Source organism: Streptomyces sp. NPDC001137, from assembly GCF_040298885.1.
GTDB lineage: Bacteria > Actinomycetota > Actinomycetes > Streptomycetales > Streptomycetaceae > Streptomyces.
Genome location: NZ_JBEPBA010000001.1, coordinates 556,912 through 578,313 on the forward strand (window position 1 = coordinate 556,912; position 21,402 = coordinate 578,313).

The 21,402-nt window shown below is 70.5% G+C and carries 22 protein-coding genes; 8 read left to right on the plus strand and 14 right to left on the minus strand.

Annotated elements, in window-relative coordinates; all coding sequences use genetic code 11:
- Positions 1-11: 11 nt before the first annotated feature.
- Complete coding sequence (locus ABT254_RS02635) at positions 12-695, minus strand: UbiX family flavin prenyltransferase (protein ID WP_450751629.1); 684 nt, start codon at positions 693-695, stop codon at positions 12-14.
- Positions 696-787: 92 nt separating this feature from the next.
- On the opposite strand from ABT254_RS02635, the gene ABT254_RS02640 reads away from it, so the two are divergent.
- Positions 788-1,393: a rhomboid family intramembrane serine protease gene (locus ABT254_RS02640; protein WP_099930675.1), complete on the plus strand. Its 606-nt coding sequence runs from the start codon at positions 788-790 to the stop codon at positions 1,391-1,393.
- A 37-nt stretch (positions 1,394-1,430) separates the two neighbouring features.
- Here the strand turns inward: ABT254_RS02640 and mqnP are convergent, their stop codons facing one another.
- From mqnP to ABT254_RS02655, 3 genes are read right to left on the minus strand one after another with little or no spacing between them, the layout of a single operon-like run.
- Positions 1,431-2,333 carry a menaquinone biosynthesis prenyltransferase MqnP gene (mqnP, locus tag ABT254_RS02645; RefSeq protein WP_351462665.1) on the minus strand — a complete coding sequence of 301 codons (903 nt, stop codon included), beginning with the start codon at positions 2,331-2,333 and terminating at the stop codon, positions 1,431-1,433.
- The gene (locus tag ABT254_RS02650) at positions 2,330-3,781 is read right to left on the minus strand and encodes a menaquinone biosynthesis decarboxylase (RefSeq protein ID WP_351462667.1); all 1,452 of its coding nucleotides are present in this window, start codon (positions 3,779-3,781) and stop codon (positions 2,330-2,332) included. The genes mqnP and ABT254_RS02650 overlap by 4 nt, the downstream gene beginning before the upstream one ends.
- 49 nt (positions 3,782-3,830) lie before the next feature.
- A complete protein-coding gene (locus ABT254_RS02655) occupies positions 3,831-5,552 on the minus strand; it encodes an ATP-binding protein (protein WP_351462669.1) in 1,722 nt (573 codons plus the stop codon).
- A gap of 67 nt (positions 5,553-5,619) precedes the next feature.
- Between ABT254_RS02655 and ABT254_RS02660 the strand changes: the two genes are divergently transcribed.
- Both ABT254_RS02660 and ABT254_RS02665 read left to right on the plus strand, forming a co-directional pair.
- The gene (locus tag ABT254_RS02660; protein WP_351462671.1) at positions 5,620-6,018 is read left to right on the plus strand and encodes a PLD nuclease N-terminal domain-containing protein; all 399 of its coding nucleotides are present in this window, start codon (positions 5,620-5,622) and stop codon (positions 6,016-6,018) included.
- Positions 6,018-6,911, plus strand: coding sequence for a LysR family transcriptional regulator (locus ABT254_RS02665; protein ID WP_351462673.1), 894 nt, complete (start codon positions 6,018-6,020; stop codon positions 6,909-6,911). Before ABT254_RS02660 ends, ABT254_RS02665 begins: the two co-directional genes overlap by 1 nt.
- Here ABT254_RS02665 and ABT254_RS02670 read toward each other — a convergent pair.
- Positions 6,799-7,770 (minus strand): DMT family transporter, encoded by a 972-nt coding sequence (locus ABT254_RS02670; protein WP_351462675.1) that lies wholly within the window; start codon positions 7,768-7,770, stop codon positions 6,799-6,801. The genes ABT254_RS02665 and ABT254_RS02670 overlap by 113 nt on opposite strands.
- Positions 7,771-7,939: 169 nt before the next feature.
- On the opposite strand from ABT254_RS02670, the gene ABT254_RS02675 reads away from it, so the two are divergent.
- Complete coding sequence (locus ABT254_RS02675) at positions 7,940-9,352, plus strand: purine-cytosine permease family protein (RefSeq protein WP_351462677.1); 1,413 nt, start codon at positions 7,940-7,942, stop codon at positions 9,350-9,352.
- Here the strand turns inward: ABT254_RS02675 and ABT254_RS02680 are convergent.
- The gene (locus ABT254_RS02680; RefSeq protein WP_351462679.1) at positions 9,325-9,954 is read right to left on the minus strand and encodes a hypothetical protein; all 630 of its coding nucleotides are present in this window, start codon (positions 9,952-9,954) and stop codon (positions 9,325-9,327) included. The two genes, ABT254_RS02675 and ABT254_RS02680, sit on opposite strands and share 28 nt — an antisense overlap.
- Positions 9,955-10,014: 60 nt before the next feature.
- On the minus strand, positions 10,015-10,350 hold the full coding sequence (locus ABT254_RS02685) for an ArsR/SmtB family transcription factor (protein WP_351462681.1): 336 nt from the start codon (positions 10,348-10,350) through the stop codon (positions 10,015-10,017).
- A gap of 124 nt (positions 10,351-10,474) precedes the next feature.
- Between ABT254_RS02685 and ABT254_RS02690 the strand changes: the two genes are divergently transcribed.
- Positions 10,475-11,449, plus strand: coding sequence for a quinone oxidoreductase family protein (locus ABT254_RS02690; protein WP_351462683.1), 975 nt, complete (start codon positions 10,475-10,477; stop codon positions 11,447-11,449).
- Between the two features lie 115 nt (positions 11,450-11,564).
- Positions 11,565-12,464, plus strand: a complete 900-nt coding sequence (locus tag ABT254_RS02695) for a transglutaminase-like domain-containing protein (protein WP_351462685.1) — start codon at positions 11,565-11,567, stop codon at positions 12,462-12,464.
- A gap of 2 nt (positions 12,465-12,466) precedes the next feature.
- Here ABT254_RS02695 and ABT254_RS02700 read toward each other — a convergent pair whose 3' ends face one another.
- Complete coding sequence (locus tag ABT254_RS02700) at positions 12,467-13,738, minus strand: PucR family transcriptional regulator (RefSeq protein ID WP_351462687.1); 1,272 nt, start codon at positions 13,736-13,738, stop codon at positions 12,467-12,469.
- A gap of 105 nt (positions 13,739-13,843) precedes the next feature.
- Here ABT254_RS02700 and ABT254_RS02705 point away from each other — a divergent pair, with 105 nt between their 5' ends.
- Together ABT254_RS02705 and ABT254_RS02710 are read left to right on the plus strand one after the other, a co-directional pair.
- Positions 13,844-14,311, plus strand: a complete 468-nt coding sequence (locus tag ABT254_RS02705) for a nucleoside deaminase (RefSeq protein WP_351462689.1) — start codon at positions 13,844-13,846, stop codon at positions 14,309-14,311.
- On the plus strand, positions 14,304-15,269 hold the full coding sequence (locus ABT254_RS02710) for an isopenicillin N synthase family dioxygenase (protein ID WP_351462691.1): 966 nt from the start codon (positions 14,304-14,306) through the stop codon (positions 15,267-15,269). The genes ABT254_RS02705 and ABT254_RS02710 overlap by 8 nt, the downstream gene beginning before the upstream one ends.
- Here ABT254_RS02710 and ABT254_RS02715 read toward each other — a convergent pair.
- The 6 genes from ABT254_RS02715 to ABT254_RS02740 form a co-directional block, all read right to left on the minus strand.
- Positions 15,256-15,648 (minus strand): SRPBCC domain-containing protein, encoded by a 393-nt coding sequence (locus tag ABT254_RS02715; RefSeq protein WP_351462693.1) that lies wholly within the window; start codon positions 15,646-15,648, stop codon positions 15,256-15,258. The two genes, ABT254_RS02710 and ABT254_RS02715, sit on opposite strands and share 14 nt — an antisense overlap.
- A gap of 25 nt (positions 15,649-15,673) precedes the next feature.
- Positions 15,674-16,777 (minus strand): c-type cytochrome biogenesis protein CcsB, encoded by a 1,104-nt coding sequence (gene ccsB / locus ABT254_RS02720; protein ID WP_351462695.1) that lies wholly within the window; start codon positions 16,775-16,777, stop codon positions 15,674-15,676.
- The gene (gene resB, locus ABT254_RS02725; RefSeq protein WP_351462697.1) at positions 16,774-18,546 is read right to left on the minus strand and encodes a cytochrome c biogenesis protein ResB; all 1,773 of its coding nucleotides are present in this window, start codon (positions 18,544-18,546) and stop codon (positions 16,774-16,776) included. Before resB ends, ccsB begins: the two co-directional genes overlap by 4 nt.
- Positions 18,547-18,549: 3 nt before the next feature.
- Positions 18,550-19,320 carry a cytochrome c biogenesis CcdA family protein gene (locus ABT254_RS02730; RefSeq protein ID WP_351462699.1) on the minus strand — a complete coding sequence of 257 codons (771 nt, stop codon included), beginning with the start codon at positions 19,318-19,320 and terminating at the stop codon, positions 18,550-18,552.
- A gap of 1 nt (position 19,321) precedes the next feature.
- On the minus strand, positions 19,322-19,945 hold the full coding sequence (locus tag ABT254_RS02735; RefSeq protein ID WP_351462701.1) for a TlpA family protein disulfide reductase: 624 nt from the start codon (positions 19,943-19,945) through the stop codon (positions 19,322-19,324).
- A gap of 66 nt (positions 19,946-20,011) precedes the next feature.
- Positions 20,012-21,301: a polysaccharide deacetylase family protein gene (locus tag ABT254_RS02740; RefSeq protein WP_351462703.1), complete on the minus strand. Its 1,290-nt coding sequence runs from the start codon at positions 21,299-21,301 to the stop codon at positions 20,012-20,014.
- Between the last annotated feature and the right edge of the window lie 101 nt (positions 21,302-21,402).

A 21,402-nucleotide genomic window follows, 5' to 3' on the forward strand; every position in this document is an offset into this window, starting at 1 on the left:
CTGCGGCGTGCCTACCGGCCGGCGCTCCCGCCGCCCAGTTCGCCCGCCCAGCGCCGGTACAGACCGTGCTCGACGCCCGCCGCGTCCAGCACCCGCCCGGCGACGAAGTCCACCAGGTCCTGGATGTGGGTGGCACCCGCGTAGAAGGCGGGCGAGGCGGGCACCACGGTCGCGCCCGCGTCGTCCAGCGCCACCAGGTGCCGCAGGGTCTGACCGTTCAAGGGGGTCTCCCGTACGGTCACGACCAGCGGCCGGCGCTCCTTGAGCGTGACGCTCGCCGCACGCTGGAGCAGATCCTTGGACAGCCCGAGGGCGACACCGGCCACACAGGCGGTGGAGGCGGGCACGATCAGCATGCCCTTGCTCGGGTACGAGCCCGAGGACGGCCCCGCGGCCAGGTCCCCGGCGGGCCAGTACCGCACCCCGTCGATGTCCGCGTCGTGGACCCCGGGCTTGCCGTCGGCTCCCCGGCCCAGCCATTCCCGCAGGTCGTCCCGCCAGTGCGCGTCGCGGAACGAGATCCCCGTCTCGTCCAGCAGCGTGAGCCGCGAGGCCCGGCTGACGACCAGGTCCACGCTCTCGCCGGCCTCCAGGAGTGCGCGCAGCACCGACGCGGCATAAGGCGTGCCGGAGGCCCCGGACACCCCTACGATCCAAGGTGTACGCGCCGTCTCTCCTGGCTTGGCTGGGTTCACAACACCGAGCCTATCCGGCCTCGCAGGGTGGGAACCGGTCGAGGGGGCTCGGGCGTTCTCCAGGCGGGGACGAGTGAGCGGTGGGGGTTGCCATGTCGGACAGCGGGCTCGAGTGGTCGCGCGGGGACCGGGCGAAGGCCGCGGCCAAGCTGATGGTGGGCTGGGTCGCGCTGCTGTGGCTGCTGGAAGTGGTCGACGTGATCAGCGGCCATGCGCTGGACGGGCTGGGCATCACGCCGCGCGAGCCGTCCGAGCTGGTGGACGTCGTGCCGGCCGCGTTCATCCACTTCGGCTTCGCCCATGTGGCCGCCAACAGTGTGCCGCTGCTGGTCATGGGCTTCCTCGCGGCGCTGGGCGGGATACGCCGGTTCGCCGCGCTGTGCCTGTTCGTCATCGTGGCGGACGGACTGGGGGTGTGGCTGATAGCCCCGGCGCACACCAACACGGCGGGCGCCTCCGGCCTGATCTTCGGCCTCTTCGGCTTCCTGCTGGTCAGCGGCTTCGTGGAGCGCCGGCCGCTGGGCGTGCTGGTGGGCCTGCTGGTGGGTGCGGTCTGGGGCGGCTCGATCCTGCTCGGCCTCTCCCCGTTGCAGACGGGCGTCAGCTGGCAGGGCCACCTCATCGGCCTGGCGGCGGGCGTGGGGGCGGCGTTCTGGTTCCGGCGGCGGCCCGTGGAGGCTCGCGCGATTCAGGGCTGAAGCCAGCTGCGCGAACGGTCCCTGGGGCGGACCGTACTCAGACGGTCAGACCCCGCACCAGAAGATCGAGCAGCGCACACACGAACAGGGCGATCCCGATGAACCCGTTGACGCTGAAGAACGCCCTGTTCAGGCGGGACAGGTCGTTCGGGCGCACGATGTTGTGCTCGTAGACGAACGCGCCCGCGACGATCATCAGGCCGACCCAGAAGAAGCCGCCCGCGTCCGTCGCCACGGCGTACCAGATCAGCAGTGCCGTCACCACGGCGTGGCAGATCCGCGCGCCCCAGATGGCGGCCGGGATGCCGAAGCGCGCCGGGACCGACATCACGCCGATCTCACGGTCCGTCTCCACGTCCTGGCAGGCGTAGATCAGGTCGAAGCCGCCGATCCAGATGCCGACCGCGAGGCCGAGGATCACCGCGTCCCAGGACCACTCCCCGCTGATCGCCAGCCAGCCGCCGACCGGGCCCATCGCCTGGGCCAGGCCGAGGATGGCCTGCGGGAAGTTCGTGAAGCGTTTCCCGTACGGGTAGACCACCATCGGGATCACCGCGATGGGGGCCAGGGCGAAGCAGAGCGGGTTGAGCAGGGCCGCCGAGCCGAGGAAGACGACGACCGCGATCAGCGCGCCGGTCCAGGCGTGCTTCACCGACATCGCGCCGGTGACCAGTTCCCGCTGTGCCGTGCGGGGGTTCCTGGCGTCGATCTCGCGGTCGATGATCCGGTTGACCGCCATCGCGAAGGTGCGCAGGCCCACCATGCAGATGGTGACCAGGAGCAGCCGCCCCCAGTGGATGTTCCTGTCCCACTGGAACATCGCGGTCAGCGCGGCGATGTAGGCGAAGGGCAGGGCGAAGACCGAGTGCTCGATCATCACCAGGCGGAGGAACGCCTTGGTGCGTCCTGGCTGCGGGATCGCGGCGGAGGCGCTGCTCACAGGCCGTACTCCTTCCAGCGGCGGTCGACCTTCGCCGCCGTCTCCGGGTCGGACAGGACCATGTCGGGCCAGCCGCCGTCGCGTGTGTAGCCCTCCTCGGGCCACTTCTTCGTCGCGTCGATGCCTGCCTTGCCGCCCCAGAACTGCTGGTAGGAGGCGTGGTCGAGGTGGTCGACGGGCCCTTCGACGACGCTGAGGTCACGGGCGTAGTCCGTGTTGCCGAGCGCGCGCCACGCCACCTCGTGGAGGTCGTGGACGTCGCAGTCGGAGTCCACGACGACGATCAGCTTCGTCAGGGACATCATGTGTGCCCCCCAGATCGCGTGCATCACCTTCTGCGCGTGCTTGGGGTACTTCTTGTCGATCGAGACGATCGCACAGTTGTGGAAGCCGCCCGCCTCCGGCAGGTGGTAGTCCACGATGTCCGGCACGATGATCTTCAGGAGGGGCAGGAAGAAGCGCTCGGTCGCACGACCCAGCGGTCCGTCCTCCGTCGGAGGGCGGCCTACGACGATCGACTGAAGCAGCGGCCGCTTCCGCATCGTCACACAGTCGATCTTCAGCGCGGGGAAGGGCTCCTGCGGGGTGTAGAACCCGGTGTGGTCGCCGAAGGGCCCCTCGGGGAGCATCTCGCCCGGCTCCAGCCAGCCCTCGATGACGACCTCCGCCTGCGCCGGCACCTGGAGCGGCACGGTCTTGCAGTCGACCATCTCGATCCGCTTCCCGGCGATGAACCCGGCGAAGAGGTACTCGTCGATGTCGCCGGGGAGCGGCGCGGTGGAGGCGTAGGTGACCGCGGGCGGGCAGCCGAAGGCGATCGCGACCGGCAGCCGTTCGCCCCGCCTGGCCGCGACCTGGTAGTGGTTGCGGCTGTCCTTGTGGATCTGCCAGTGCATGCCGATGGTGCGCCTGTCGTGGCGCTGCAGCCGGTAGAGCCCGAGGTTCCGGATGCCGCTCTCCGGGTCCTTGGTGTGGGTGAGCCCGAGGTTGAAGAAGGACCCGCCGTCCTGCGGCCAGGTGAACAGCGCCGGCAGCTGGTCGAGGTCCACGTCGTCGCCGGTGAGGACGACCTCCTGGACGGGGGCTTCCTTCACCTTCTTCGGCGGGACGTGGGTCATCGCGCCCAGCTTCCCGAAGGCCTCGCGGACACCGACGAACCCGTGCGGGAGCTCGGGGCGCAGCAGCCCGCCGATCTTCTCGCTGATCTCGCCGTACGACTTCAGGCCCAGGGCCTTCAGCAGGCGCCGGTCGGTGCCGAAGACGTTCATCGCGAGGGGCATGGCGGAGCCCTTCACGTTCTCGAAGAGCAGCGCCGGGCCCCCCGCCTTCTGCACCCGGTCGACGATCTCCCCGACCTCCAGATACGGGTCCACCTCGGCCTTGATGCGCTTGAGGTCACCCTCGCGTTCCAGTGCCCTGAGCAGGGAGCGAAGATCGTCGTAAGCCATGCGTCCCAGTATCGCCGAGCCCCTCGGACCCCCGACGCCCGCCCCGCCCTCAGGCGGTTCGCCGGCGCTCCCGCTCGGCGGTCAGCCGGGCGGCCGCACGGCGTGCCTCGGCGAGGCGGTGCGGCGAGTCCCAGGCGGACGCGACGCGTTCGGCCAGCGCGTAGTTCTCGGCCGCGGCCCCGTCCTCGCCGAGGAGCCGGTAAAGGTCCGCGAGGGCGTGGGCCAGGGGCCGGGTGGCGTAGGCGGCGCCGGCCGTCCCGGCGAACTGGTCGCGGATCGGCAGCAGATGCCCGAGCAGCATGGCCGCCGTCTCCGTGTCGCCGAGCAGGACCGCGAGTTCCGAGCGGTAGTCCAGCTCCAGGCCGTAGAGGTGGTCCGTCACCGGTCGCGGCGCGATCGACACCGCGGCCGCCTCGTCCAGCCGTCCTAGCCGGGCCAGGACCAGGGCGTGCGCCACCGCCACCGGGGTGCCGATCTCCGCGTAGAGGTCGCGGAAGACCCCCTCGATGTCGGCCGCCCGGCCCTGGGCGAGCCGGATGGTCAGCAGGCCCAGCGTGCGGGGTCCGGTGGCGTGGTGGGCGCCCACGCGCCGCAGCAGGCCGTCGGCCTCGGCGTAGCGGGCCTCCGCCTCGTCGAAGCGGCCGGTGACCGTGGCCAGCATGGCCGAGGTCGCGGCGGCGATGCCCTGCGCCCACAGCATGCGGTAGCGGCGGGCCAGTTCCAGGGCTTCGGCGTTGTGCCGGCGCAGCCCGTCGGGGTCGTTGCGGGTCGCGGCGGTCATGCCGTCGAGGTGCTCGCAGACCCAGCGGTAGGCCGGCAGGTCGTGCGCCTCGGCCAGCTGCCGCAGCTCCGCGACGAGCGGGGTGCGCAGCGCGCCCTGGGCCTCGTGCGGGAGCAGCTTGGCGGACGTCATCAACGCCGAGGCCAGCAGACGCGGTTCGCCCTCCGCCCGGGCCAGCGCCAGTTGCGCGTGCGCCGCCCGTACGGCCCGCGGCGCCTCCTCGGCGGCCACCGCGTCGACGAGGACCTGGAGGACCCGGGCGCGGGTCGCGCCGTCGAGCGCCGCGTCGTCGGCGAGCCGTTCCAACCGGGCCAGGGCGGTGCGGTCGAAGAGCCCCTCCAGCCGGGAGCGCCAGGGCGAGGGCTCGGTCCAGGCGCCGTAGACCGCGGCGACCAGGTCGTCCCGGCCGGCCCGCACCGCGAGGTCGACCGCCCGCTGCCGGGTGTGCCGGGCGGCGTCGGTGGACCCGGCCCGCAACTGCGCCGCCAGCAGCCGTACGTGGAGGGCCACCGTGTCGTCCGGGGCGGCGTCGGGGTCGGCCACGGCCGCCCGGTGTGCCTCCAGGGCGTGCTCGATCAGCTCGACGGCCACGTCGTGCGCGTACCGTCGTTCTGCCAGTTCGGCCGCCCGCAGCGCGTAGTCGACGGCCAGGGGCGCGTTCGCGGTACGGCCCGTGCGGGCGAAGTGGAAGGCGAGGGCCGCGAGGTCGTGCGGGCGGTGGCGGCGCAGGCCCTGTGCGACCCGGTCGTGCAGACGGGCCCGCCGGACCCCGGACAGGTCGGTGTAGACGGTGTCACGGACCAGTGCGTGCACGAAACGGACCCGGCCGAGAGCGGGCTCGGTCGTCGTCCTCGTCGTCACGGTGGCGGCAACGGCCGGCGTCCGGGCGCTCGGCCGCCGGCCCCACCAGCCCACCGACACCGACCGGATCCGGCACGTGATGCGCTCGCCCCACCACTGACCGGCGTACGGGAGAGGAGTTGCGGCCACCCGCTACCCTGACCCCGTCACCGGGGCCCGACAGCGCCCCGTCACCGCCTTTGGGGGATCGCACACCATGTTCCGGTATCTGCCGTTTCTGCTGGTCCTGGCGCTGTGGATCTATGCCTTCATCGACTGCCTGAACACCCCCGAGGAGCAGGTGCGCGGGCTGCCCAAGGTGGTCTGGGTCATCATCATCCTGCTGTTCGGGGAGGTGCTGGTCGGGCCGATCGCCTGGCTGGTCGCGGGCAAGTACCGCGGGCCCGTCCCGGCCGGCGGAACCACGCCCTCCGAGTGGCACCGCAACCACCGCGCCCAGTTCGTCGCACCCGACGACAATCCCGAGTTCCTGAAGTCCCTCAAGGAGGAGAACAAGAAGGACGAGGCGCTGCTCAAGGACTGGGAGGCCGATCTGCGGCGCCGCGAGGAGGAGCTGCGGCGGCGGGAGCGCGGCGAGGACCCCAAGGCGGACTGATGGAGCTGCGGCTGCTCGTCACCTTCGAGAAGGTCGCGACCGTGCTGAGCTTCACGCAGGCCGCGGCCGAGCTGAAGTACGCGCAGTCCAGCGTGACCAGTCAGGTACGGGCCCTGGAGTCGTCCCTGGGTGTCGAGCTGTTCGACCGGCTCGGCAGCCGTATCCGGCTCACGGAGGCGGGTGAGCGGCTGCTCCCCTACGCCCGGCAGATCATCGAGCTGAACGAGGAGGCGCGGGCCGCGGTCACCGGTACCGAGGAGCCCGCCGGTTCGCTGGTGGTCGGGACGATGGAGTCGCTGACCTCGTACCGGCTGCCCCCGCTGCTCGAGTTCTTCCACCACCGCTACCCCAAGGTGCGGCTCTCCCTGCGCACCACCATCGGCGACGAGACCCGGCAGGCGCTGCGGCAGGGCACGTACGATCTCGGCTTCCTGATGGAGGAGGCGACCGAGCACCCGGGGCTGGAGAGCGTGGTGCTGTGCGAGGAGCCGCTGGCGCTGGTCGCCGCGCCCCGACACGCCCTCGCGGGCCGGGAGTTCGCCACCGCCGATCTCGTACGGCAGTCCCTTCTCGCGACCGAGCCGGGCTGCGCCTACCGGGACTTGTTCGAGCGGGAGCTCGAGTCGTCCGGTGAGCCGGCCGACTTCATGGAGTTCGGGACGATCGAGGCCACCAAACGCGCGGCGGCGGCCGGCCTCGGGGTCTCGTTGCTGCCCGAGGTGACGGTCGCCGCCGAACTCGCCGAGGGGTCTTTGGTACGGCTGCCGTGGCAGCCGCCGTTCACGCTTCGGACGCAACTCGCGTGGCGGGCCGGGAAGCGGCTTCCGGCGCACGTACGGCTGTTTCTCGAGCAGGCGCGGAAGCTGGTGTCCGAAGAGGCCGGGCAAGCGTGACCTTCAGGCTGGCCAGCACGATCAGCGGGACGCCCAGCGCCTGGACGAGGCCGATGTGGTGGCCGTACACCGCCCAGTCCATGACCATCGCGACCGCCGGGTAGACGAAGGCGAGGACGGCGATCTTCGAGGTCGGCAGCTTGGCGTAGGCGGCGTACATCAGGACGTACATCACGCCGGTGTGGATGAAGCCGAGGCCGACCAGCCAGCCCCAGTCCCAGCCGGTGCCGGCCATCGCGCCGAAGTCGGCGAAGGGAAGCAGCAGCGGGATGCCGACCACGACCTGGACCAGCGCGATGAGGTGCGGGCGGACGCCGGTGATGCGCTTGGTGACCAGGGTGGACAGTCCGTACAGGAGCGCGGCGAGGAGGGCCTGGCCCACGCCCGTCAGATAGGTGCCGCCGCTGGTGAAGTCGGCCGGTGTGACCCCCGAGACCAGGATCAGGCCCACGAAGGCCAGCGCGATCCAGCCGACCTTGGCGGCGGTGAGGCGCTCGCGGAAGAGGAGGGCGCCGAGCAGGACCACGTAGAACGGCTGGGTGTGGTAGACGACCGTGGCGACCGAGATCGAGGTGTTCTCGTACGACTCGAAGAGGAACACCCAGTTGAAGACGATGAACACGCCGCCCAGGACGGCGAGTCCGAGCGTGCGCGGGGTGAAGCCGTGGTCGCGGAGCCAGCCGCGGGCGAGGACGTAGGAGCCGAGCGCGAGGGCTCCGAAGACGACCCGGAAGAAGACGACGTCGAACGGCGAGGCGCCCGACTCGACGACGAAGACGCCGAGGGTGCCGGACAGCACCATCGCGGTCATCAGCTGGGCGATGCCCCTGCTCTCTGCGGACTTGCTCTGCGTGTTCATGTCCTGGACGCTACGAGCGGGCGGCGGCGGTGGTCCACGCGCCAGTGGGGCGTCCTGCCGATGGGGTCATCGGCGGCGCCGATGCCTACAGGTTGTACGCCGCAGGGCCCCCCGAAGCGGACAATGCGCCCCTGTGCCCGGACCGGCCGGAACCGGACACTTACCTCGCATGACGACTGCTCCCGCCGACTCCTCCGGCACCCTCGCCCCCGCATACGGTGACAAGGTCATCGCCGTCGAGACGGCGGGCTCCGAGCCCATCCCGGACGCCGAACGCCATGGCTCGCCGCTGCAGCTGCTGTGGACCTGGGCCTCCCCCAACATCGAGTTCGCGACCGTCTTCATCGGTGTGATCTCGGTGCTGTTCTTCGGTCTGAGCTTCTGGGAGGCGACCGCGGCCATCGTCCTCGGCACCGCCGTCGGCGCGATCACCCAGGGCTTCCTCTCCCTGGACGGCCCGCGCTTCGGCGTCCCGCAGATGGTGATCGGCCGGTTCTCCTTCGGCTACTTCGGCAACATCCTGCCGTCCGCGGCCAACGGCCTGATCGCGGGCGTGGGCTGGTTCGCGGTGAACAGCGTGAGCGCGGCCTTCGCCCTGAACACGCTGACCGGGCTGCGTCCGCTGCCTTCCCTGCTGCTCGTGGTCGTGGTCGAGATCGTGATCGGCTTCATCGGCCACAACTTCGTGCACACCTTCGAGAAGTACGCGTTCCCCGCACTCGCCGTGATCTTCCTTCTCGCCGGCGTGTGGACCTTCAAGGACGCGAACCTCGGCGGAGGCGGCACGGGCGGCGGCATCGGCGGGTTCCTGCTCGCGTTCAGCGCGGCCTGGGGCTACGCGGCCGGCTGGAACCCGTACGCCACGGACTACTCGCGCTATCTGCCGCGCACCGCGAACAAGGTGAAGACGATCGTCTACCCGGCGGTCGGCCTGTTCGTGTCCGTCGCCCTCGTGGCGATCATCGGCGCGGCCTCGGCGACGATCGTGGCTCCGAAGGACGCCACCCCGACGGCGGCCTTCACCGGTCATCTCCCGGGCTGGCTGGGCGACCTGGTGCTCCTCGCCATCATCCTCGGCGCCATCTCGGCGAACGCCCTCAACATCTACTCGGGCGCGATCTCCATCACCTCCTTCGGCCTGAAGCTCCCGACGTGGCTGAGCCGTAGCGTGCTGGTCGTGGTGTCCGGTGTGGCCGGTACGGCGGCGGCGTGGGCCTCGCTCGACGACGCGGGGTCGGCGTACGAGGCGTTCCTGCTGGTGATCGCGTACTGGGTGGCCCCTTGGCTCGGGGTCGTCCTGGTGGAGCGGTGGCTCCAGTCCCGCACGGCCACGGACGAGGAGCTGACGGCCCGGCTGACCGATCGTTCCTTCACCAACTGGCCCGGTATCGCCGCCCTGTTGATCGGCGTCGCGGTGTCCGTTCCGCTCTTTTCCAACCAGGAGGACTTCGTCGGCTACGTCCCGAAGCACTGGCCGTCCTTCGGCGACATCACGCCGGTGGTCGGTTTCGTGGTGAGCGCGGCGTTGTATGCGGTGCTGCGCCGGGCGAAGGCTCACTCCGCGTCCAGCGCTTCTGCCTGATCCGCGTACTCGACCCTGATGTACCTGCTGTTGTTCTCCCCGTAGGCCTTCTCGAGGATCGGTTCCGCCTTGTCGGGGTCGTCGACCCCGACAAGGACGAAGCCCCGTTCGTCCGCGGCCACTTCGCGCATCTCGAAGGCTCCGTCCCAGCGGCGCATGTCGTCGCCGATCCGGTCGGAGAGGGCGTCGAGTGTCTTTCTGCTGACGTCGGTGTCGTGCAGCCGTATGGTCACGCCCCGGACGGCCACCCCGCAGACCTCGTCGTCGAAGGCGGCGGAAGGTATGCGCCAGACATCGGTGACCTGGCGGTCCTCGTCGACGGAAAGACCCGTGTAGACGTCGGAGTAGTTCTTCCGGGCCAGTTCGTCGACGTGTACGACCACACGCATCAGCGGGGTGCCGTCGTCGCGGTCGGGCAGGCTGCCGACGGGGCGGGTGCCGGCACAGGTCCGGTCCGCGACCGCCGACTTGATCCGGTCGGGGCCCACCCTGAGGCCCCCGTCGGTGTGGCCGGCCCCCATTGCCTGGACGTACAGGCCCGTGGCCACCACCAGCGCGACGCTCGCTCCGGCCGATGCGACCCAGGTGCGGTTGCTGCCCATGTCCCCCTCCATCCCCCTGCGTAGGCGTCAGCACTGTGACGCGGGAGGGGGCGCAGAGGTTCAGATCGCCGGTTCGTCCCGCAGGACGAGGTCCAGCAGCCCCGGGAAACGGGCCTCGAACTCCGCCCGCCGCAGACGGTTGACCCGCCGGGGCCCCTCGTCGCGCTGCTCGACCAGGCCCGCGCCCCGCAGCACCACGAAGTGATGGCTGAGCGCCGCCTTGCCGACCGGCACGTCGAAGCTGCCGCAGCTGCGCGACCAGTCCGCCGAGCCCGCCAGCTCCCTGACGATGCCGATGCGTACGGGGTCGGCCAGCGCCGCGAGCGCGGTCTGCACGGAGACGTCGTCGGGGTGGGTGTGCTCGGGGGCGGCCCGATGACTGGTGCGCTGCGCCACGCGGGTCTCCCTTCCCGTCTTGCCGAGGTTCACATCTTGCAGAGTGTTCGATGAAAATCATACACTCGCGACTGTTCGCTTTTCATTGAACAGTCGTCGGCTGAACAGTCATGGGTGGTGCGGCATGCGCGCGGTGGAGTTCCAGGAGTACGGCGGGCCCGAGGTCCTGAAGGTCGTGGAGGCGGAGGTCCCCGAGCCCGGTCCGGGCCAGGTGAGCCTCGACGTGGCGTACACCGGGGTGAACTTCGCCGACCTCAAGGCGCGCGGCGAGGGCTACCGGGTGCCGCGGCTGCCCTTCGTCCCGGGGCTCGAGGCGTCCGGGCGCATCCGAGCGCTCGGCGAGGGGGTCACGGGTCTGTCCGTCGGCCAGGAGGTGACGGCACTGACGGAGGGCGGCGCCTACGCGGATGTCGTACTGGCGAACACCTCGACCGTCTTCCCGGTCCCGGCAGGCATGAGCCTGCGCACGGCGGCGACCCTGCCGACCGTGCTGCCGACGGCGTACGCGCTCGTGCACGCGGTCGGCCGGCTGCAGCCGGGCGAGACGGTGCTCGTGCAGGGTGCGGCGGGCGGCGTCGGCACGGTGGTGGGGCAGCTGGCGAGGGCGGCCGGCGCGGGGGCCGTGTACGGGGTGGTGTCGGGCGCGGCGAAGGCGGCGTACGCGCGCGAGTACGGCTACGACGAGGTGTTCGTCGGCGAGTTCAGCGAGGCGGTGCGGGAGGCGACCGGCGGCCGGGGTGTCGACCTGGCGCTCGACCCGGTCGGCGGTGAGACGTTCCGGGGCAGCCTGGCCTCGCTCGCGGTCTTCGGACGCCTGGTCTCCTTCGGCAACGCGAGCTCGGCGCCGGCGTGGGCGGTGGGCCAGCCGGAGCTCTACCCCTCCGGGGTGTCGGTCGGCGGCTTCTCGATCCTCACGTTGTCGAAGACGGCCCCCGGCGAGCTGCGCTCCCTCGCCGAGCGGGCCTTGGCGAAGGCGGTGGACGGCACGGTGTCGCTGCCGGTCACCGCCGAGTTCGGGCTGGAGGAGGCGGTGGAGGCGCACCGGCTGATGGGGACGCGGACCAGCACCGGGAAGCTGTTGCTGCGGGTGACCGGCTGAGGGCGGCGCGCGGGCTGGACATGTGCCGGCGAATTTTGACACGGTGAGCCGCACCGATCCATATTCGAACATGCGATCGGTGACCTGACGACTCCGGACAACCGGGAGGCCGGCCATGTCACTTGCCTTCTACGCGATGCACAGCACCTTCTCCGACCCCGGCGAACTCGGCGGCCACTACGCCGGCTTACCCCGTGACCCCGCCCGACTCGCCCGTATCGCACGCGACTTGATCGTCCACCGTGTGGAGGGCGGCCTCTTCGACCACACCCACCCGCACGACCGCCTGCACAACGACGCCGAGACCCGCTACATCGACGACATCCTGCGGCTCCTCGTGGCCCGGAACGACGCCCCGCTGCACATGCGACGCGAGGTCGGCGACCGTTTCGTCGGCACCTGCCGGGACTTCTCGCTGCTGCACTGCTCGTTCCTGCGGCAGGCGGGCATCCCTGCGCGCATCCGGTCCGGCTTCGCCGACTACTTCGGCTCCGACGGCTTCCACTGCGACCACGTGGTCACCGAGTACTGGGACGAGGAGCGGGGCTGGCTGTTCGCGGACGCCCAGCTCGCCGACCCCGGTATCACCGCCCACTGGAACGTGGACTTCGACCCGGTGGACGTCCCGCGCGACCGCTTCCTGGTCGCGGGCAAGGCGTGGCGCGCCATCCGCGAGGGCGGGGCGGACCCGCGGGCCTTCGGGCTGCATCCGCCGGAGGAAGGGCCGTTCTGGGGCGAGCGCTTCGTGGCCGGCAACATCCGGCTCGACCTCGCGGCCCTGAACAAGGTCGAGACGCTGCTGTGGGACGAGTGGGGAATGGACGAGGGCAAGCCGGGCACGCCCCTGTCCGAAGCGGCCCGCGAGCTGTACGACCGCGCAGCCCAGGTAGCGGGCGACGAGGTCCCCTTCGACGAAGCCCGCGCACTGTTCACGGAGGACGACACCCTGCGGACTCCGAAAACGGTGCTCTGCTCGGCCCCGTACAACGGACCGAGCCAGGTCACCCTGCGCTGAGCTCAAGCAACCGTTCGCAGTCCGCGGACCGAGGGCGCCGCCGTCCCCCGGACGACCCGATGCGCACATGTCGCCGCCAGCAACTCCCCCAACAGCTCCGGATCGTCGATCTCCAGCCCCAGCAGGGACTCGATCCGCTCCAGCCTCTGGTAGAGCGACTGGCGGCCGATGTGCAGCAGCGCCGCGGTCCGGGTCGGGGAACAGCCGTGGCGCAGATGGACCTCCAGGGTGCGGACCAGATCGCTGGGGTGGGCCGCCTCCCAGGCCAGCAGCGGGCCCAGGGTGTGCTGGACCAGCCGGTCGAGGCGGTCGCGGTTGGTGTCGATGCCACCGCGGGTCAGCTCCCGTTCCAGGGCGAGCGCGCGGGCGGAGGTGACCAGCGGGCCCTCGGGGGCGGGCGGTTCGGCGGCCGGCACGGTCAGCGCCAGCTCCAGGGTCGTCCGCGCCGCCCGCAGCGTGTCGCTCCAGCGCAGCCAGCCGCTGCCCGCGTCGACGGCGTGCCCGACGGCGACGGTGAGGCCCGCGTCCGCCGCCGTACGAAAGGCCTCCTGGACGGCACGGACCGGGTCACCGGAACCGATGCCACCGCCGTCGCCGGGCAGCGCGAGCAGCGCCAGCACATCGCCGGGGAACGGCGCCCGCAGCGCCCTCGCCCCGCCCAGCAGCCGTGCCGCCCGGTCCACTGCGGCCACCTCGCGCGTGCCGTGCACCGACACCCCGATCAGCCGGGCCCCCGGCCCGGGGTGGAACCCGGCGAACGCGGACCGTGCCTCGACCTCCGGCTGGTTGAGGGCCGCGCGGTCGGCCAGGTCGGCGAGCAGGGCCGCCGCGTGGTCCTCGCCCCAGGGACGCACCACCGACCGCCCGGACAGCCCCCGGGCCACGATCGCGCGGTTCGCCGCCTCCGTGATGCGTACGAAGGGCACGACCCGGTGCAGGGCCAGCAGGGGCAGACCGAGGCGGCGGGCCTCGTCGACGACCTCGGGGGGCATCTGCGGCAGAGAGCGGCCCACCTCCACCGCCAGCCCGGCGGCACCCCGCGCGGCCAGCTCGCGGACGTACCGGCGGCGGACCTCCTCGTCGGCGTCCATCAGGCCGAAGCCGTTCGTGAGCAGCAGTTCTCCGCCGTCGAGGAAGTTGGCGCCCTCGTACACCTCGCTCGAGTGCACCCAGCGGACCGGGCGGTCCAGGGCGTTGTCGCCGGCGAGGAGGGCGGGCTCGGAGGCTCGGACGGGATCGAGGTTCAGGACTTCGCGGAGGGTGAGTGCGGCCACGGGCACCTCCAGGGACGGCGCGTGGACAGTTCGTCCGGCGGCGGGATGCCCGGAGAGTACTTTCCGCACGTTGCCCTCGTGTTTCGGCCACAGCAGAGTGAGGACATGGACCTTGAGGACCCCATGGACCGGGCGACGGCACGGGCCTGGCTCGCCACCGCCGTCGCGGAGGCGCGCGCCGGGCTCGCTGAGGGCGGCATCCCGATCGGCGCCGCGCTCTACGGCGCCGACGGCACCCTGCTCGGCCGCGGCCACAACCGGCGCGTCCAGGACGACGACCCCTCGATGCACGCGGAGACGGCAGCGTTCCGCAATGCGGGACGGCAGCGCTCGTATCACGGTACGACGATGGTCACGACCCTGTCGCCGTGCTGGTACTGCTCCGGTCTGGTCCGCCAGTTCGGCATCTCCCGGGTGGTGGTCGGCGAGGCGGCCACCTTCCACGGCGGCCACGACTGGCTGGCGGAACACGGCGTGCGGATCGTGCTGCTGGACGACGCCGAGTGCATCGGGATGATGCGCGACTTCATCAAGAACCATCCGGCACTGTGGAACGAGGACATCGGTGAGTGACCCGCGTATTCCGACCATCGATCTGCGGCCCTGGCTCGACGGCGACGAGGACGCCCGTGCCTCCATCGCCCGCACCGTCGACGAGGCCCTGCAGACCGCCGGGTTCCTGCTGGTCACCGGGCACGGTGTGGATCCGGCGCTGCGGTCCGCGATCCGGGAGGCGGCCCGGGCGTTCTTCCGGCTGCCCGCCGGCGTCAAGGAGCCGTACGCGGCGAAGGTCGGCGGCCGCGGCTGGCTCGGCCCGGGCGCCGAGGCCAACGGCTATTCGGAGGGTACGCAGACCCCGCCGGACCTGAAGGAGTCGCTGACGTTCGCGACGCACGAGCCCTTCGAGGACCCGGTCGTCAACGCGGAGTGGTACGCGCCCAACGTGTGGCCGCGGGAAGTGCCGGAGCTCCGGGCGCTGTGCGAGGAGTACCTGGAGCGGATGGGCGAGCTGGAGAAGCAGCTCCTGTCGCTGCTCGGCGAGGCGCTGGGCCTGGAACCGGACTTCTTCTCCCGGCACATGGACCATCCGACGTACGGCTTCAACATCAACTGGTATCCGGGCACCGAGGTGATCGGGGAGCCGCAGCCGGGTCAGTTCCGCATCGGGCCGCACACCGACTTCGGGACGGTCACGATCCTCGACCGGCAGGCCGGGAAGGGCGGGCTGCAGGTGTACACGGACGAGGGCGGCTGGGAGGACGCGCCCTTCGACCCTGAGGCCTTCACCATCAACATCGGGGATCTGATGGCCCGTTGGACCGGTGACAGGTGGCGGTCGGGGCGGCACCGGGTGCTGCCGCCGCCCGCGGACGCGCCCGCCGAGGAGCTGATGTCGCTCGTGTACTTCGGCGAGTGCACACCGGGGACGCTGGTGGAGTCCGTGCCGGCGCCGGTGGGGCGGGTGGCGTACGAGCCGGTCGACTCGCACCGCTATCTGCGGGAGAAGCTGGACTCGATCACGGTCGGCTGACCAGCTTCTCGAAGCGGGACCGCCAGACGGGCTCCGCCGTCCCGGCTCCCCGGTACTCGTGGGTGAAGCGGAGGGCGGTGCCCTCTTCGCCGTCCCGCTCCAGGTGGAAGCGGATCCGGTCGCCGTCGTCCAGCGTGTACTCGGCGACCCGGTCCACGTCCCATGCGGTGACCCGGCCGCTCCCCAGGTCACGCAGGGTGACCGCGCCGCCGAGCCTGGGTTCGAGGACGTCGGCGGCGGTGAACCACTGGGCGAGCCCTTTGGGGGTGGCGACCGCCGGCCAGACGTCCTCCATGCGCCGTGGGACCCGCACCAGGAAGTGGAGCATGTGCGTGTTCCCGTGGCTCTGACTGGTGCCCTGTGCGATGGAACCGCTCATGACACCAGTGTCGGCCCTCTGCGGCTCAGACGCCCGCGTACGAGTGCTTGCCGGAGACGAAGATGTTGACGCCGTAGTAGTTGAACAGCCAGCAGCCGAAGGCGATCAGCGCCAGGTAGGCGGCCTTGCGGCCCTTCCAGCCGGCGGTGGCGCGGGCGTGCAGGTAGCAGGCGTAGGCGACCCAGGTGATGAACGCCCAGGTCTCCTTGGGGTCCCAGCCCCAGTAGCGGCCCCAGGCCGACTCGGCCCAGATGGCGCCCGCGATGATCGTGAACGTCCACAGCGGGAAGACGGCCGCGTTGATGCGGTAGGAGAACTTGTCCAGGGAGGAGGAGGCGGGCAGCCGCTCCAGGAAGGACGTCGCGAAGCGGCCGGGGGTGCCGCCGTTCTCCAGCTTGGTCTCGTAGGAGTCCTTGAAGAGGTAGAGGAGCGTGCCGACGGCGCCCACGTAGAAGACCGCGCCGCACAGGATGGCGGTGGAGACGTGGATGTAGAGCCAGTACGAGTGCAGGGCGGGAACCAACTGGTCACTGGCGGTGTACAAGACAGTGACGGCGACGCCGAGGTCGAGGAGGACCGTGGTGATCAGGAACAGCCCGAGCCAGCGGATGTTCTTCTTCAGCGCGAGCAGCGTCAGGTACACGCCGACGGCGACGGTGGAGAAGGTGATGTTGAACTCGTACATGTTGCCCCACGGCGCCCGCTCCACCGAGGCCGCGCGGGCGACCACACCACCGAGGTGGATGAGAAAGGCGAGCACGGTGAGCGAGATGGCGATACGCCCGTAGAGGTCGCCCTGCTCGTCCCCGCCGTGCGCCCCGGGCCCGTCGGGCACGTCCCGTGCACCGGATGCGGCCCGTACGACGACCTTGGGCCGCTCCAGTACGGCGGTGCCGCCGGCCTTGTTCACGGTGACGGCGGGGGCCTTGCCCTTGGCTCCCTTGGCCTCCGTGGTGAGCGCGGCGGCCGTGCGGCCGACCCTGCTGCGGCTGCCGAAGAGCCATTCGGCGATGTACGCGAAGAAGGCCAGGGTGTAGACGGCCATCGCGGAGTAGATCAGCGTGTTGCTGATGTTCGCGAGGTGTTCGTTGGTGGCCGTGGCCAACTCGGTTCCGGCGGCGAGAGTCACTTCGTCTCAGCCCCTTCGGCAGGTACGACTTCGGTGTCGGGGGTGGTGGTGTCGTCTTGGTCCGGTGAGCCGGCGTCGGGTTCGGCGTCGGAGTCGTGGGAGTCCTCGTCGGGCTCGGGTGCGCCCGGTGCCTGGTCGTACAGGTTTCCGGCGAGGTCGCCGAGCTCCTCCGGCACCTTGGCGGACTCGCTGCGGCCGAGGCCGGCCATCTCGACGACGGTCACACCGTCGGCGCCCTTGACGGCCCGTACCCAGACGCGGCGGCGCTGGATGAACAGGGACGCGGCGAGGCCGAAGATCGCGGTGAGGGAACCGGCGAGCGCCCAGGAGGTGCCGGGCTGCTGGACGATCTGGAAGTTCGCCCACTGCTTGGTGGTCTCGTAGGTGATCGAGCCGGCGCCGTTCGGGAGCTGCATGGTCTGGCCGGGCTTCAGGTTGTCCCTGAGCTGGGCGCCCTTGGAGTCCTTGAACTCCTTCACATGCGACTTGTCGAGCTGGTACACGCTCTGCGGGATGCCGGAGTTGACGCCGAGGTCGCCGTGGTACGGCGTCAGGTTCAGCACCGGGTTCTGCAGCGCGGGGAAGGTGGAGGCGGTTTCGCTGCCCTTGGTGTAGGTCGGCAGGAAGAAGGCCGAGATGCCGAGCTGTTCGCTGACGCCCTTGGCGTTCCTGTAGCCGTCGAGGACCTTGACCACACCGGTGGAGGTGACGTTCGAGTCGAGCGGGAGGAGGGGGACGGCATCGCGGTAGACGACGTTGCCCTTGCCGTCGCGGACGGTGATGACGGGGGCGTAGCCGTGGGCGGTGAGGTAGACCTTGGCGTCGCCGACCTCCAGCGGCTCGTTGACCTTGACGAGGTCCTTCTTGTCCTTGCCGTAGGCGCCCTGGCTGTAGGTGAGGGCGGCCTGGTAGGTGCGCGGGGTGCCGCGGTTGGGGCCGCTGCTCTCGTAGGTGCCGGTGAACTTGTCCAGCTTGAAGCTGAACGGCACCAGGTCGTCGCTGCTGAAGAGGTTGCCGGACTTGAAGTCGTCGTAGGAGATGAGGGTGTTGGAGAAGCCGTCGGCGTCGCCCTCGACGACCAGCTTGTTGCCCTCGGACTTGAAGAGCTGGCCCCAGGCGAAGGCGATCAGCATCACGATCAGCGCAATGTGGAAGGCGAGGTTGCCGACCTCCCGCAGATAGCCCTTCTCGGCGGCTACGGCGTCACCGGCGAGGTGGGCGCGGAAGCGGCGCTTCTTGAGGAGGGCGAGGGCGGCCTCGCGTACCTGCTCGGGTTCGGCCTCGGTGCGCCAGGTGGTGTAGGCGGGCAGCCGGGTCAGGCGCTTGGGGGCGCCCGGCGGCCGGCCGCGCAGCTGGCCGATGAACTGCCAGGTGCGCGGGACGATGCAGCCGATGAGGGAGACGAACAGCAGGATGTAGATCGCGGAGAACCACACCGAGCTGTAGACGTGGAAGAGGCCCAGCTTGTCGTAGACCGGCGCGAGGAAGGTGTGCGCCTTGCGGAAGTCGGCGACCTTCGTCTCGTCGATGCCGGACTGCGGGATCAGCGAGCCGGGGATGGCGCCTAGCGAGAGGAGCAGGAGGAGCAGCAGCGCGACCCGCATGGAGGTGAGCTGCCGCCAGAACCAGCGGACCCAGCCGATGACGCCCAGGGCGGGCAGGTTCGCCAGTTCCTCCCTGGGGGCGGTGGAGAGCTGGGAGCCGGCGGCGCCGAGGTCCGGGTCGTCGGTCCGCTCGGGAGGCGTACCGGTGGTGGTGGCCTTGCTCATCGATCAGATCCCCACAGTGAAGCCGGCGGACCAGGACTGCATGTCCTGCACGATGCGGTCCCAGGCGCCGGTCAGCAGCAGCAGACCGGTCACGATCATCATCGTGCCGCCGATCCGCATCACCCAGACATAGTGGCGCTTGACCCAGCCGAAGGCGCCGAGCGCCTTGCGGAAGGCGACCGCGGCGAGCACGAAGGGCACGCCGAGGCCGAGGCAGTAGGCGATGGTCAGTATGGCGCCCCGGCCCGCGCTCGACTGCTGCGCGGACAGGGTCAGCACGGAGCCGAGGGTCGGGCCGATGCACGGGGTCCATCCGATGCCGAACAGCGCGCCGAGCAGCGGGGCACCGGCGAGACCTGCCACCGGCCGCTTGTGGAAGCGGAACTCCCGCTGGGTCATCCAGGGCATCAGGCCCATGAAGAAGACACCCATGAGGATCATGAGCGCGCCCAGCACCTTGGACAGGATGCCCTTGTTGTCCTGGAGCGTGTCGCCGAAGTAGCCGAACAGGGCCCCGCTGGAGACGAACACGGCGGTGAAGCCGAGGACGAAGAGGGAGGCGCCCGCGACCATCCGCCCGCGCCGGGCCTCGGCCAGATCGGTGCCCGCGACCCCGGTGACATAGGACAGATAACCGGGGACGAGCGGCAGGACGCACGGGGAGAAGAAGGAGACGAGGCCGCCGAGGAGCGCGATGGGCAGGGCGAGCAGCAGGGCGCCGTTGAGCACCGTGTCGTTGTAGCCCGTCGCGGCGAGCGTGGTGACTGAGGTCACGTCACTTCTCCGCGAGGACCGGGGCGATCATCTTGCGCAGCTTGTCCTCGCTGAGCGCGGCCAGCGAGCGCGCGGCGATCCTGCCCTCCCGGTCGAGGACGAGCGTGGAGGGGACCGCCTGCGGGTTGAGCGTGCCCTTCTTGAAGCGCAGCATCAGCTTGCCCGTGGGGTCGTACAGGCTCTGGTAGGTGATGCCCTGCTGCTTCTCGAAGGCGACCGCGTTCTGGGTGCTGGTGTCACGGGTGTTGATGCCGACGAACTGGACGCCCTTGCCCTTGAGGTCCTGGTAGACCTTCTCGAAGTTCGGCGCCTCGGCCCGGCAGGGGGCGCACCAGGAGCCCCACACGTTCAGGATGACGACCTTGCCCTTGTAGGAGGCGACGTCGAGCTGTCCCCCGTTGACGGTCTCGCCGGAAAGGTCGGGCGCCGCGGCCCGCTCCCCCTTCTTCGCGGTGGAGATGCCGTCCTTGCCCATGACGAAGTTGGTGTCACCGCCCCCGCCGGAGGTCCCCCCGGAGGAGCAGGCGGACATCAGCAGCGTGGCGACCGCGGCACCGGCGGTGGTCAGGACTGTTCGGCGACGTGCGCGGTTCGAGCGCACATGGGCGCGGCTGGCGGCACTCATGTGAAAAGTTTCGCATGCCCGTTCCCGGGGTCGTGCGCACCCCCCTTGCGGGGGGAAATCCGCATTTCAGGCAGCCTGCCCGGTGGGTGAGGACGAGGAGGTGGGGGTCTCCTTGAGGAACGTCTTCCAGCCGCCCGCCGGCGGCCGTCCGACCTCGAGGGTGCGCAGCTTGGCGAGGATCTCCGGCTTCTGTACGTCCATCCAGTCGACGAACTGCCGGAAGGAGACGAGGCGTACGTCCGCTCCCTTCTCCTTCTCCTGCGCGATGTGCTTGAACGCCTCCTCGACGGCGTCCATGTAGATGCCGCCGTTCCAGTGTTCGAAGTGGTTGCCTATGAAGAAAGGTGCACGGTTTGTCTCGTATGCCCGCTGAAAGCCTGCTATGTAGGCCTTCGAGGCCTGAGTCCGCCAGCCCGGGTAGTTGTAGGCGGGCGCGTTGGTCGAGTTGACCGACTGGTTGGCGAGCATGTTGTAGTCCATGGACAGGACCTCGAAGCTGCGCCCGGGGAACGGGATCTGCTGCAGCGGCAGGTCCCACAGCCCGTGCTTCTTCTCGGGCCAGACCTGGCGGCCGCCGGGCGAGGAGGCGTCGTAGCGCCAGCCGAGTTCCCTGGCGGTGGGCAGCAGGTTGTTCTGGCCGAGCAGGCAGGGCGTGCGGCCGCCGACGAGCTCCTTCTCGTAGTCGAAGGGCAGGGACGGCATCTGGGACCACCCCGTGTTCGTCCGCCACTCCTTCACGAAGGCCTTGGCCTGCTGGATCTCGCTGCGCCACTGGGCGGGCGTCCAGTTGCCGACGGTGCCGTAGCCGGAGCAGAAGTGGCCGTTGAAGTGGGTGCCTATCTCGTGCCCTTCGAGCCAGGCGCGGCGGATGTTGGTGAGCGTGGCCCTGACGTGCTCGTCGGTGAGGTAACCGATGTCGGAGGCGCCGCGCGGGTTGTTCGGCGGGTTGTAGAGACGCTTCTTCGACTCGGGCAGCAGATACAGCCCGGACAGGAAGAAGGTCATGGACGCGCCGTGCTGCTTGGCGAGGTCGAGGAAGCGGGGGAAGAGCCCGTTGCCGACCTCGCCGGCCCCGTCCCAGGAGAAGATCACGAACTGCGGCGGGGTCTGCCCCGGCTCCAGCGGCTCGGGCTTCGCGGGCTGGTGGGGCTGCTTGCCGGTGAAGGAGGTCGAGCCGTCGCCGATGGGGCGGGCGGGGTGCGAGGGCTTGCCGGATCCACCCCTCTTGGAACCCGAGGAGTGGGTGGACCCGTCTGACGGCGTGAGGGTGCCGCAGCCGGAGAGTCCGACGGCGGCCGCGGCGCCCGCGCCGAGACCGAGCATTCCCCTGCGAGTGAGAGCGCTGCGAGTGCGCATTCCAACCCCGATTCGTCGTGTCCTGTGGTGGTCACCCATTCAGAGGACATGACGAAGGGGGAGGTTCCTCACGATCACATTGATCTGACAACAAATGTCAC